The sequence below is a fragment of the Magnetococcales bacterium genome, assembly GCA_015231925.1.
Lineage (GTDB): Bacteria > Pseudomonadota > Magnetococcia > Magnetococcales > JADGAQ01 > JADGAQ01.
Map to the genome: position 1 here is coordinate 1 of JADGAQ010000132.1, position 11,791 is coordinate 11,791.

12 protein-coding genes and 1 pseudogene are annotated in these 11,791 nt (G+C 59.7%); 5 read left to right on the plus strand and 8 right to left on the minus strand.

Translation table 11 applies throughout. From position 1 onward, the window contains the following. From HQL56_13660 to HQL56_13695, 8 genes and pseudogenes are all read right to left on the minus strand, one after another. Positions 1–189: pseudogene (locus HQL56_13660) on the minus strand (hypothetical protein). A 214-nt stretch (positions 190–403) separates the two neighbouring features. Beyond that, a complete protein-coding gene (gene tolR / locus HQL56_13665) occupies positions 404–820 on the minus strand; it encodes a protein TolR (GenBank protein MBF0310567.1) in 417 nt (138 codons plus the stop codon). 10 nt (positions 821–830) lie between these two features. Further along, on the minus strand, positions 831–1,544 hold the full coding sequence (gene tolQ / locus HQL56_13670) for a protein TolQ (protein ID MBF0310568.1): 714 nt from the start codon (positions 1,542–1,544) through the stop codon (positions 831–833). After that, positions 1,541–1,960: a tol-pal system-associated acyl-CoA thioesterase gene (gene ybgC, locus HQL56_13675; GenBank protein ID MBF0310569.1), complete on the minus strand. Its 420-nt coding sequence runs from the start codon at positions 1,958–1,960 to the stop codon at positions 1,541–1,543. The genes tolQ and ybgC overlap by 4 nt, the downstream gene beginning before the upstream one ends. A 342-nt stretch (positions 1,961–2,302) precedes the next feature. Beyond that, positions 2,303–3,334, minus strand: coding sequence for a Holliday junction branch migration DNA helicase RuvB (gene ruvB, locus HQL56_13680; protein MBF0310570.1), 1,032 nt, complete (start codon positions 3,332–3,334; stop codon positions 2,303–2,305). Then, entirely contained in the window at positions 3,331–3,936 is a 606-nt protein-coding gene (ruvA, locus tag HQL56_13685; protein MBF0310571.1) for a Holliday junction branch migration protein RuvA, read from the minus strand. Before ruvA ends, ruvB begins: the two co-directional genes overlap by 4 nt. Next, a complete protein-coding gene (gene ruvC, locus HQL56_13690; protein ID MBF0310572.1) occupies positions 3,933–4,424 on the minus strand; it encodes a crossover junction endodeoxyribonuclease RuvC in 492 nt (163 codons plus the stop codon). The genes ruvA and ruvC overlap by 4 nt, the downstream gene beginning before the upstream one ends. Beyond that, a complete protein-coding gene (locus tag HQL56_13695; GenBank protein ID MBF0310573.1) occupies positions 4,424–5,167 on the minus strand; it encodes a YebC/PmpR family DNA-binding transcriptional regulator in 744 nt (247 codons plus the stop codon). Before HQL56_13695 ends, ruvC begins: the two co-directional genes overlap by 1 nt. 91 nt (positions 5,168–5,258) lie before the next feature. Here HQL56_13695 and HQL56_13700 point away from each other — a divergent pair, with 91 nt between their 5' ends. The 5 genes from HQL56_13700 (at position 5,259) to HQL56_13720 (ending at position 11,738) form a co-directional block, all read left to right on the plus strand. After that, positions 5,259–6,503 (plus strand): (Fe-S)-binding protein, encoded by a 1,245-nt coding sequence (locus HQL56_13700; GenBank protein MBF0310574.1) that lies wholly within the window; start codon positions 5,259–5,261, stop codon positions 6,501–6,503. Positions 6,504–6,800: 297 nt separating this feature from the next. After that, complete coding sequence (locus HQL56_13705) at positions 6,801–7,796, plus strand: Tim44/TimA family putative adaptor protein (protein MBF0310575.1); 996 nt, start codon at positions 6,801–6,803, stop codon at positions 7,794–7,796. Beyond that, positions 7,793–9,022 (plus strand): murein transglycosylase A, encoded by a 1,230-nt coding sequence (locus HQL56_13710; protein MBF0310576.1) that lies wholly within the window; start codon positions 7,793–7,795, stop codon positions 9,020–9,022. Before HQL56_13705 ends, HQL56_13710 begins: the two co-directional genes overlap by 4 nt. 185 nt (positions 9,023–9,207) lie before the next feature. Then, positions 9,208–10,863, plus strand: a complete 1,656-nt coding sequence (locus HQL56_13715) for an AAA family ATPase (protein ID MBF0310577.1) — start codon at positions 9,208–9,210, stop codon at positions 10,861–10,863. Further along, positions 10,860–11,738, plus strand: coding sequence for a hypothetical protein (locus HQL56_13720; protein ID MBF0310578.1), 879 nt, complete (start codon positions 10,860–10,862; stop codon positions 11,736–11,738). The genes HQL56_13715 and HQL56_13720 overlap by 4 nt, the downstream gene beginning before the upstream one ends. Positions 11,739–11,791: the final 53 nt, after the last annotated feature.

Below are 11,791 nucleotides of genomic sequence, written 5' to 3' on the forward strand. Positions count from 1 at the left end.
GTTTGGACGGGTTGGCGGGTGAGGGGTAGGGTAGGGGCGAGGCGGGGAGTTCGGTTTGTGTACCGGCTTGGGCTCGGGCTTGGGCTCGGGCTTGGGCTCGGGCTTGGGTTCGGGTTTGGGCTCCGGTTTGGGCTCGGGCTTCGGTTCGGGTTTGGCAACCGGTTTGGGCATCTCCGGCTTTTTGGCCGGCGGCGCGGGATCCCCCTGCGGGGCCACATCGGGCTGATGCGGCCTGGCCATCGGCGACGCGGTCTTCTGGCTGGGCAGTTGCACCAGCGAGGCATGCATGGGCGGCGGCGGCGGCGGGGGCATCTGTCTCCAGGCCGGGGCCAGATAGAGCAGCCCCAGCAACAACAGATGCACCACAATGGAGATTATGTACGTCGGGGCGGGGACCATGGACTCACCGGGGTTCGGTCACCAGTCCCACCTGGGACACACCCGCCTCCTGCAAATAGGCCATCACTGCCATCACCTGTCCGTAGGAGGTCAGTCGGTCGCCGCGCACGTAAACCACCAGCTTGGGGTTGGTGCGTTTTATGGCGTTGATGCGCACGCGCAGCTCCTCGAAGGTGACGCGCTTCTCCTCGATGGCGGGGCTGCCGTCCCGGGTTACCGAAACGATCAGCGGTTCGTTGTCGGTTGACAGGGGGCTCGACTCCGCCTTGGGCAGATCCACCTCCACGCCCTGGGTCAGCAGCGGTGCGGCCACCATAAAAATGATGAGCAACACCAGCATGATATCCACCAAGGGGGTGACGTTGATATCCCCCATGGGGCGATGCCGGTCCGATCCCTGGCCGCCCACTCCCATGCCCATTGCCGCACCCTCACGCGCCCCGTTTGACCTGGGCCACGCGCCTTTCCAGAATGTTGAGAAACTCGGTGCCGAAGTTGTCGATCTTTTGATGCAGACGACGCGCGTCGGCGGAAAACTTATTGTAGGCGATCACCGCCGGGATGGCGGCCACCAGTCCGATGGCGGTGGCGATGAGGGCCTCCGCGATACCGGGAGCCACCATGGTCAGGGTGGTGGATTTGGCTCCGGCCAGGCCGCGAAAGGCGTTCATGATGCCCCACACCGTGCCGAACAGCCCGATGAACGGGCTGGTGGATCCGACGGTGGCCAGGAAGGTGAGTCCCCGTTCCAACTGGTCCATCTCCCGGTTGAGGGCTACGGCCATGGCGCGTCGCACCGAGGCGACCAGGTCGCCGACCTCGATATCCTGCAATCCCGACTGGGTGCGTTCGCCGGTTTCCCAGCGTTTCCACTCGCGGAATCCGGCCATGAAGACGATGGCCATGGGTGAATCGGGCCACTCCTTGGAGGCGGCCTGGAAGAGGCTGGTGACGCTGTTGCCGCTCCAGAAACGCTCTTCGAAGGCGTCGGCCTCGCGATTGATGCGCATGAAGCGGCGCAACTTGTCCATGATGATGCCCCAGGAGACCACCGAGGCGAGAAGCAGCATCAGCATGACCAGTTGAACCAGAATTGAGGCCTGGGCGACCAGATCCCAGATCGAATGTTGGGCTGCGGCATTCATGGCTCGTTTATGCTCCTCGCGATGAGGACCTCCTGCAGGAAGCCGGGCAACCGCACGGGTTTGAAGGCTTCGTTGATACAAACCAGACGCACCTCGGCCCGAATGAGCTTGCGCTCGGCGTGCGTCACCTCTTGATGCAACCAAAAGCTGGCATGTCCGGTTTTGCCCCGTGCCACGCTCACTGTCAAGGCCTCGTCGAGACGAGCGGGGGACAAAAAGGCGATTTGCATTTCCGTGACCGCAAATCGGAGGCCCGAAGAACGGACCAGCTCCTCCTGGCCGATGCCGAAGGAGCGCAACCATTCGGTGCGCGCCCGCTCCATGAAGGCCAGATAGCGATTGTGATACACCACCCCCGCAGCGTCCGTATCCTCATAATAGACACGCACGGGCCAAAGGAAAGGGGTATTTCTCATGAGGGCGTTGCCGAGCTCCCGAAGTCAGGGGGTGATAATCTTTTAATCCTTTGACGTTCAATATTTTATATTTTAGAAATCAAAAAAAGAAAATGTTCTGTCCGTTGACGTGTCTGTTATTAGTTTATTTAAATAATTTTAACCAATTTCTCAAGTAAATATTGCCAAGCCCGCACCGAACCATGTGACCGAATCAACGGCGAAAGGAAAAGTCCCAGGGGTTCCCCCTGGACCCCATGGGGTAGGAGGTCAACAGCAAAAGTCCCAGGGCGCTGCCCTGGACCCGCCGGGGGGGATAATCCCCCCCGGACCCCCGTATTACTGAAAAAAATCAATTCAGTCTCATAAAAGGCGTCCCTGACTCATGGGAGCCCCCGGTTTACCCAAATGACGATAGCTGGCAGCCGTGGCCTGACGACCCCGCGGCGTGCGTTCCAAAAAACCCTCCTGCAGCAGATAGGGTTCGATGACATCCTCGATGGTGTCCCGATCCTCCCCGATGGCGGCGGCCAGGGTATCGAGGCCGACGGGTCCGCCGTTGAACTTGTCGATGATGCACAGCAACAGCCGCCGGTCCATGTGGTCAAGGCCGAGGGCGTCGACTTCCAGGGAGGTGAGGGCGCGATCGGCCACGGCGCGATCGATGCGGCCCTCGCCCAGCACCTGGGCGAAATCGCGAATGCGCCGCAACAGGCGATTGGCGATGCGCGGCGTGCCCCGGGAGCGGCGGGCGATCTCCATGGCGCCGTCGTCGCTCAGGGGAACCCCGAGCAGCGAGGCGGCGCGCAGTACGATGCGGGCCAGATCCTCGGCGCAGTAGAACTCCAGCCGGGCCAGGATGCCGAAGCGATCCCGCAACGGCGAGGTGAGCATGCCCGCCCGGGTGGTGGCCCCCACCAGGGTGAAGCGGGGCAGATCGAGACGCACCGAACGGGCCGACGGCCCCTCGCCGATCATGATGTCGAGCTGGTAGTCCTCCATGGCCGGGTAGAGGATCTCCTCCACCGCGGGGCTCAAACGGTGGATCTCGTCCACGAAGAGGACATCACCTTCGTTGAGATTGGTCAGCAGCGCCGCCAGATCACCCGCTTTCTCGATCACCGGTCCCGAGGTGGTGCGCAGTCCGACGCCCAGCTCGGCGGCCACGATGCGGGCCAGTGTGGTTTTGCCCAATCCCGGCGGTCCGAAGAGCAGCAGGTGGTCCAGGCTCTCCTTGCGCTCTTTGGCGGCCTGGAGGAAGACCAGCAGATTGGCCTTGAAGCGGGGCTGTCCGACGAATTCGGAGAGGTTCTTGGGACGCAACGCCGCTTCGCTCAGGGGCTCGCCGCTTTGAGAGGCTCCCGAGATCAGGCGGTCCCCTTCCGGTTCGTTCATGGCGCCAGGGCCCGCAACACCGCCTTGAGGGCGGTGCCCGCGTCGGTCATCTCAGGGGTCAGCACCTGTTTGACCACCGGTTCCACCTGGGCGCGACGATAACCCAGGCCCGTCAGGGCGGAGAGCACCTCCTCCCGCAATTGACCCGCCGTCTCCTTCGGCGTGGCGGCTGCGGCGGGCGCGCCGGGCAGGGGGGCGAAGACGGGCAGACGGTCCTTCAGCTCCACCACCAGGCGTTGCGCGATGCGCCGACCCACGCCGGTGATGCGCATCAGCCGGTTGATGTCGTCCGTGGCCACGGCGGAGACGAACTCCGGGGGCGAATAGGTGGACAACACCGCCAGCGCCAGTTTGGGACCGACTCCGGCAATGCTTTGCAACAGGTCGAACAGGGCCCGCTCCTCCCGTGTGGCGAAGCCGAAGAGGCGCAACAATCCTTCCGGGGCCTGCAGTTCGCAGAAGAGCAGGCAGGCTTCGCCCACCGGGGGCAGGCTGGTGTAGGTGCTGAGGGGAATGGCCAGTTCGTAGCCCACTCCCTGCACGTCCAGGATGACCCGGTCGGTATCCTTTTCGGCCACGAGCCCCTTCAGTTGGGAGATCATGCCACCCGGCCCCCCCGCGACTGCCAGCGCAGATGGTGCAGATGGCACCAGGCCACGGCCAGGGCGTCGGAGGCGTCGGCGGGGGCGGCTTTGGGCAGGGAGAGCAGCATCTTCATCATCTCCTGCACCTGGCCCTTTTCCGCCTGACCGTAACCCACCACCGCTTTTTTCACCTCCAGGGGGGTGTATTCCCCCACGTCGAGACCGCTCGCCGCCAGACCGGCCAGCAGGGCTCCGCGCGCCTGGCCCAGCTTGAGGGCGCTCTGGGCGTTGTGGGAGACGAAGACCGACTCCACCGCCGCCGCCTGTGGCGCGTACTGTCCGATAACGCCTTCCAGGCCGCGAAACAGGAACAGCAGCCGTTGCGCCACGGGCAGGTCTTCCGGCGGGCGCAGGCAGCCGTGGGCCACATGGGCCGGTTTGACCCCGTCTTCCAGCACGCCCCAGCCGGTGCAGTTGCTGCCCGGGTCGATGCCCAGAACCCGCATCAGCCCAGCCTCTCCATGATCTCGTCGGGGATGTCGAAGTTGGCGTAGACCTTCTGCACGTCGTCGTTGTCTTCCAGGGCGTCCAGCAGCTTGAGCATGCTGATGGCGGCGGTTTCGTCCAGGGTGACGGTATTCTGGGGCCGCATGGTCACCTCCGCCGAGACGGGATTGGCGAAACCCTTGGCCGCCAGGGCGTCCCGCACCGCTTCGAAATCGTTGGGGGCGGTGATCACCTCGAAGCTGCCGCCGTCGTTGATCACGTCTTCGGCTCCCGCTTCCAGGGCGGCTTCCATCAGGGCCTCCTCGTTGACGTTTTCGTAGACCAGCATGCCTTTTTTGTCGAAGAGGAAGGCGACGCAGCCGTGGGTGCCCAGGTTGCCGCCGTGTTTGGCGAAGCGATGGCGCACTTCGGCCACGGTGCGGTTGATGTTGTCGGTCAGGGTGTCCACCAGAACGGCGACGCCCGCCGGGCCGTAGCCCTCGTAGCGCACCTCCTCATAGTTGACGCCCTGCAACTCCCCGGTGCCCCGTTTGATGGCCTTGTCGATGGTGTCCTTGGGCAGATTCTGCGCCCGAGCCGCCGTTACGGCGGTGCGCAGACGGAAGTTGGCGTTGATGTCGCCGCCGCCGTTGCGCGAAGCCACGGTGATCTCACGGATCAGTTTGGTGAAAATCTTGCCCCGCAAGGCGTCCTGAGCCCCCTTGCGGTGTTTGATATTGGCCCACTTGCTGTGTCCTGCCATGGTAGCGTTCCCTGCCTGACGATTCCCGTATATCCTGATGTCGGACCGGATTGTCCGACCCCTGACCGCCATTGTAACGGACTTTTCCCAAATGTCATCACCCGCCGCCAAAAAGGATGCCTTCGCCTTCATCGCCCCCGCCGAGGCCTGCACCCACTGCGGTTACTGTCTGCCGGTATGCCCCACCTATCGGGCCGACAGCAACGAGGTGGAATCGCCCCGTGGCCGCGTCTCCATTCTGCTGGCCCTGCGGGACGGCCACCTCGGCGCAAAGGAGGCGGGGGCCGTCCTCTCCCACTGTCTGCTCTGTCGCGCCTGTCACGCCGCCTGTCCGGCGGGGGTCAAGCCGGGTCACCTGGTCAGCCTCTCCCGCAAACACCATCCGCTGCCGGCCAACCGTCTGTCGCGGCTGTTCCACGCCATCACCGATCACGCCGGGCGCAGTCGTGCGGCGGCATGGTGTCTCGGCCTCTACCGCCGTTCGGGGTTGCGGCGTCCCCTGCGGGCCCTGCTGCGATTGTTTCCCGCCCTGGCCCGGCTGGAAGGCCTGGTGCCCGACGGCCCTCCCGCCAAGGTGCAAACCCTGCCCGTCCCCGAATCGGGGGGATGGCGTATCGCCCTGATCGGCAGTTGCATGGCCCGGTTGTTCTATCCGGCCACCCATCCCGCCGCATTCAATCTGTTGGTGCGGCTGGGACACCGCCCTGTTTCCCTGGTGCAGTTCGGCTGCTGCGGCGCGCCCCATCGCGAACGGGGCGACTGGCCCGCCCTGCAGCGGCAGGCCACCCTGTTGATGCGGCAGTTGGAGGGGAACGGCCCCTTCGACGCCATCGTGGCCGATTCCGATCTCTGTGCTTCCACCCTCAAGGCCTACGGTCACATCTTCGGCAAGCATAACGCTTCGGCGGGCCCGGCGGAACGGATGGCGAAACAGGTGTACACCCTGTCGCAATTTCTGGCGGAAGCGGAGAATTGGTCCGATCTTCCCAAGGCCGATCCCGGCCTGGGGAGGCTGGCCTTTCATGACCATTGTCAAACCCGCCACGGATCCGGCATAATCAACGAGCCGAGGAGTGTTCTGGCGACGCTGCCGGTGGCTCTGGGCGACATTCCCGACGGGGCTTTCTGCTGCGGAGCCGGTGGGGAGTACCTGCTGCGTCATCCCGAGCGCAGTCGGGGGGTGCGGGAGTTGAAAATCGCCGCCATCCGCGCCAGCGGGGCCGACACGGTGGTGGGGGCCAATCCCGGTTGCCTGCTCAACATCGAGGCGGGCTTGCGGGAGGAGGGCGTAAGGGTGATGCCGCTGGCGGAGGTGCTGTGGCGGGCGATAAGATGATCTTTCAATATTTAATTCTTTAAGTATCAAAAAAAGAAAATGTTCTATCTTTTGACGTGTCCGTATTGTTGATTTTCCAGAATGTTTCTGAACCGGTTCAAGAGGGTGTTTGAAAATTTGAAAGATCGATAAAGAACACGTCAAAGGACAGAACATTTTCTTTTTTTGCTTTCAAAAGGATAACATATTAAACGTCAAAAGATTATCGTGTTTAAGCTTGGCGACAGGTTTGAGGAGTACACTGAAGGAACACCGGGGCGTTGCCCCGGCCTTACCCACCGTAACAGGAGCAAGGACATGGTTAACTGGCGCATTTGGAAACTCGCTTCGGCCTTTCTGGCCGTGGTAATGGTTCTGGCCTGGACCCTGCCCGAGGAGGCGGATGCCGGTCGCATGGGCGGCGGCAGCTCCTTCGGTTCACGGGGATCCCGCAGTTTCTCCACCCCCAAGGCGCCGCCGGCCCGTGAGGCGATGGGCAGCCATCAGACCGGCACGCCGGGCATGGCGGCTCCCGCCACTTCCGGCGGTTTCGGTCGCGGTCTGCTCGGCGGCATCGGCGGCTTCATGCTGGGTGGCATTCTGGGCTCCCTGCTCTTCGGCGGGGCCTTTTCCGGCACGGGTCTGCTCGACATCCTGCTGATGGCGGGTCTGGCTTACATGGCCTGGCGCTTTTTCAAATCGCGCCGCGCCCCTGCGCCGCAATACGAGGTGCAAGCCGACAAGGGTGGCACTCTCACGGCCCGCAAGAGCGCCGAGGATTTCTTTGCCAAGGACACCCCGGTGAGCGGCGGTACGTATGCCGCATCCCCGGCGGGCAACGAAGTGGATGCCGGTTTGGCCCGGCTGCAGGCGGCGGATCGCAACTTCACCGAAGCGGCCTTTTTGACCGGAGCCCGCATTGCTTTCACCGAGTTGCAGAACTCCTGGGTGGAGTGGAAGCCGGAGGCGTTGCGGCCGTTGATGACGGAGCGGCTGTTCGCCATGGTGGAGGAGCAGGCCACCTCTTCCCGCAATCGGGGCGAACGCAGCGTGGTGGACAAGATCGTCTTCGAGACGGTGGAGGTCTCCGAGGTGTGGCAGGAGGCGGGTCTCAACTATCTGACGGTGCGTTTCGTGGTGTCGATGGTGGAGGCCACGCTGGATCGTTACGGCAAGGTGTTGGAGGGGGATCCGAATCGTCCGTCGCGGGTGGAGGAGTATTGGACCTTTACCCAGGAGATCGGTTCGCGGGATCCCAACTGGCAGCTTTCGGCCATTCAGCAGGCTGAGCAAGTGGCCAAGGCGGCGTGGTGAACGATTTCGCCGGGATGCGACGCCACGGGCCGCAATTGGCCTTGTTGGTTCTGGGGTTTGTGGCGTTTGCGCTGATTTTGTGGAGCCGGGGGCATCGTCCCCCGGCTCCTGTCGCCGTGGTTCCGGTATTGGTGGAGGCGCGGTGGGAGGAGGTATTGCCGGAGCTTAAGCGGGCGGATGGTTTGCAGCGTTGGGCTGAGGCCTTGGCGGGCAGCGCCGACTATTACAAGCGGCTGCCGGCCTCGGCGGTGGTACGTTTCGGCGAGGTGGAGGTGAAGGCGTCCGTCATGCGGGAGGCGTGTTTGCGTCTGGCGGCGCTGGCGCGGGAGAAGGGTCCGCAGGAGGTTGCGGAGGTTTTGCGGGGTGAGTTCCGATTGTGGCGCAGCACGGGTCGTGCGGAGAAGAAGGATGTGTTGGTGACGGCCTATTACGAGCCGTTGCTCAAAGGGGATCGGAAATTTTCGGAGCGGTTTCGGCATCCGGTTTATCGCTTGCCGCCGGATTTGTTGACGGCGGATTTGGGGGAGTGGTCGGAGGAGTGGAAGGGGCGCAAGCTGGTGGCGCGGGTGGAGGGCAACCGGCTGAAGCCGTTCTGGGATCGGGATGCCATCGACTATGCCAACCGGCTGTCGGGGCGCAATTTGGAGATTGTTTGGGTTGAGGATCCGTTAGCGTTGTTTTTTCTGCATATTCAGGGTTCGGGGCGTGTGGAGTTGCCGGATGGGAGTCGGATTCGGCTGGGGTATCAGGGGGCCAACGGGCATCCGTATCGGTCGATCGGGGCGATACTGATCAAAGAGGGCAAGATGAGTCGGGGGCAGATGAGCATGCCGGGGCTCAAGGCGTGGTTGGGGGCGCATCCGGAGGAGGTGAGGCGGGTATTGACGGCGAATCCTTCGTATGTGTTTTTTCAGGAGCAGGAGGGTGGGCCGTTTGGCAACATTGGGGTGGCGTTGACGGCGGGGCATTCGATTGCGACGGATCATCAGCTTTTTCCGAAGGGTGCGCCGGGGTTGTTGAGGACGAAGTTGCCGGTATTTGGGGAGAAGGAGGTACCGGAGTCGTGGCGGGAGAAGTTGATGTGGGTGGTGAATCAGGATACGGGTGGGGCCATCAAGGGGGCGGGGCGGGTGGATTTGTTCATGGGGTTCGGGGAAGGGGCGGAGAGGGCGGCGGGGATTATGCAGCAGGAGGGGAGTGCGTTGTATTTCCTGTCCCCGAAGTAGTTCTTTGACTTTATAAAATTTCCTTTGGCTTTATAAAACATCCTTTGACTTTATAAAATTTCCTTTGACTTTCAAGAACATCTTTTTCCTTTTAAAAAAAACGGGGGTCCGGGGGGGATTATCCCCCCCGGCGGGTCCAGGGCAGCGCCCTGGGACGTTGCCTTTGACTGCATCGAGCCGACCGAGTGAAAAACGCCAGACTGACCTCCCTGACGATAGAGAATTTCAAGAGTTTCCGGAAAGCGACGACGATTCCGATCAAGCCGCTGACGGTAATTGTGGGGCGGAACAATTCCGGGAAGAGTACGCTGATTCAGAGTTTGTTGTTATTAAAGCAAACGCTGGATGATCCGAGAATTTCTATACCTCTAAGTTTGGACGGTCCGTTGGTGGAGGCCTTCAGTCTGCGGGAGTTGACTTCAGGTTGGCCAGAGAAGTCAGTGGTTGTTCCGGGACCGATTCTTACTTTAGAGTGGGAAGGAAAGGTCAATGGGAATATATTCAATATAAGAAATAAAAAAGGGGATAAGTATTTATGGGATTCTGCTGCTCCTTGGGGTGAAAATAGTCCAGAAGGTAGGCTTGATAATCAATCTTGTTCATGTTCTATATCATCAAAACTTTGTATTGATACTCACGAAATAGAAGGTTATGCCGTATTAACAGGACTGGAACTAACAAGTATTGCTACCTTAAATCAGCAAAGTCAAAACAATAAGATAGAAGTATTTTATAAGGATGATTTTTGGCGATGCAGTTTGAATGGTCAAATAATCGACAATATAAAAGTAGAGTTTAATCACTTTATCCCGATGATTTTACCGCTTGATAATATGCTTTCATTCGAAACTGATTATAATCAAATTAGAACCTTTTTTGAGAAACCATTGGATGCTTTAACAAAAATTCTGAGAGAATCATTCTATCTAAGCTCTCACAGAGATCATCCGTCAAGTTTATATAAAGCGCCAACAAGCGAACCTAGAGAAATCGGAATAAGAGGAGAGTTTGCTCCTCAGATTTTGTACCACAATCGAAATAAGTTTGTTTATTTCCTTTCGCCAAAGCCCTGTTTGCTAGGAGAGGCATCAATTACAAAGGAAAATAAACTATTATCTATGCCTTTGGAGAAGGCCATCAACCATGTAATGGTTTCGCTTGGCATAAAGGCGCCATTGAAGGTGGCCGATATTTCAGACCATGTTTTTCAAATTCACATCGGAAAGGCAAATCTACCTCATGTTGGGCGAGGGTTGAATTTCCTGTTTCCTCTGGTGGAACTTGGCTTGTACGCTGATCCATTACGTTTCGCCAAACTTTCACAGGATGGCCATTCTCCGCTTGATTGGATCGATGAGCCTTCTTTCCCAGACTACGAAGAATACTGCAACTCCTACAGCCACATCATCCTCGAAGAACCGGAAGCCCACATCCACCCCAAGGTGGCCAGCCGTCTGGCGCACTACTTCGTCAGTCTGGCCATGGCACGGCGGCAGTTGATCGTGGAGACCCACAACGATCATCTGGTGCGCCGTCTGCGCCGCATGGCCGTCGAGGCGGGGGCGGGTAGCGAACTGGAAAAATGGCTGTTGGAAAATGTCGCCATCATCGAAGTCTCCCAGGACGAAACCAGCGGCGAATCCAAAGCAGAGGTGAGCCGTTTGACCGCCGAAGGTGGGCTTGAAGAGCATTGGCCGCAAGAGTTCATGGACGAAGCCTCCGACGAAGAGAGCGCCATCTTCTATGCCCGGCTCGACAAGACCAAAGAGGCTGCTGCCGAAGAGCAAATCAACATCCATTTCATCGAGGATGACGAGCCGGAAGATGAGGTGGAGCCGTGATCGGAATATTGGATCCGGCCCTGTTTCTGCCCCGATCCAATGAGAAGGAACTGCAAGACGATATCGAATTTGTCCTCCGGGCCTGTCGGGAATACTCTATCCGGCTTATCGCATTTCCCGAATATTGGAACCGATTGTGGGATGAGTGGGGGAGACGGCTGCAAGAAAGCAAAGCAAATCAACCCTTCCTCGTGCAACTTCAGGAATGCAAACAGGACGCACCGCCTAAACCATCCCAGTCTTTCTCCATCCGGAAGGTAGAAGGTTTCAAAGAACTGTTCGATCTTTCCCGTGTTCCGGGGGGAACAAACTGGCAGGAGGCCATGATCCGGGCAGTGGTTCGGGCTCTTCTCACCGGGGAGGAGGTCGTCATCTTGACCCGAAGGCTGGAGACCCGCAATATTCACAAACATTCCGTCGGGGAGAGCGCCTTGCACGAAATGAAGCCGTGGGCTCTTTCCGTGCAAATGGACGGTCACGAATCCAAAGAAGTGCTTTGTGTTTATCATGTGCGAAATTTGGAGGAAGACTGGACCACCCGCTTTGACTGGCGGTTGCCGGGGACAGAGACGAAATACCCTTTTTGCCCTCCAAACAAATGGCGGGAGGTGGATGCTTTTCGCACATGTGAATCGAAAATCGCCTGGCTCGACCGATTTGGCAATTGCTGGGCGCGACCGAATATCTCCGGAGGAAAAGGCGGTCATTGGGATGTCTATATTCGGAACATAACGCAGCAAGAGATGGTCGGCCTTAGCCCCATCAATGTCGCGGAATACGATTTCAAGGAAAGTTCGTCTGGGGTTATCGACCATACTCCAGCTAAAAAACAGTCGCGAATAAGAGATGCTGGTTGGCATTGTCCAAAAAGATAACACCCTGGGGCGCTGCCCCAGACCCCGCCGGGGGGGATAATCCCCCCCGGACC

Coding starts and splice junctions, on each gene's coding strand:
- tolR (MBF0310567.1), bottom strand. CDS start 820: ATGGGCATGGGAGTGGGCGGCCAGGGATCGGACCGGCATCGCCCCATG.
- tolQ (MBF0310568.1), bottom strand. CDS start 1,544: ATGAATGCCGCAGCCCAACATTCGATCTGGGATCTGGTCGCCCAGGCC.
- ybgC (MBF0310569.1), bottom strand. CDS start 1,960: ATGAGAAATACCCCTTTCCTTTGGCCCGTGCGTGTCTATTATGAGGAT.
- ruvB (MBF0310570.1), bottom strand. CDS start 3,334: ATGAACGAACCGGAAGGGGACCGCCTGATCTCGGGAGCCTCTCAAAGC.
- ruvA (MBF0310571.1), bottom strand. CDS start 3,936: ATGATCTCCCAACTGAAGGGGCTCGTGGCCGAAAAGGATACCGACCGG.
- ruvC (MBF0310572.1), bottom strand. CDS start 4,424: ATGCGGGTTCTGGGCATCGACCCGGGCAGCAACTGCACCGGCTGGGGC.
- HQL56_13695 (MBF0310573.1), bottom strand. CDS start 5,167: ATGGCAGGACACAGCAAGTGGGCCAATATCAAACACCGCAAGGGGGCT.
- HQL56_13700 (MBF0310574.1), top strand. CDS start 5,259: ATGTCATCACCCGCCGCCAAAAAGGATGCCTTCGCCTTCATCGCCCCC.
- HQL56_13705 (MBF0310575.1), top strand. CDS start 6,801: ATGGTTAACTGGCGCATTTGGAAACTCGCTTCGGCCTTTCTGGCCGTG.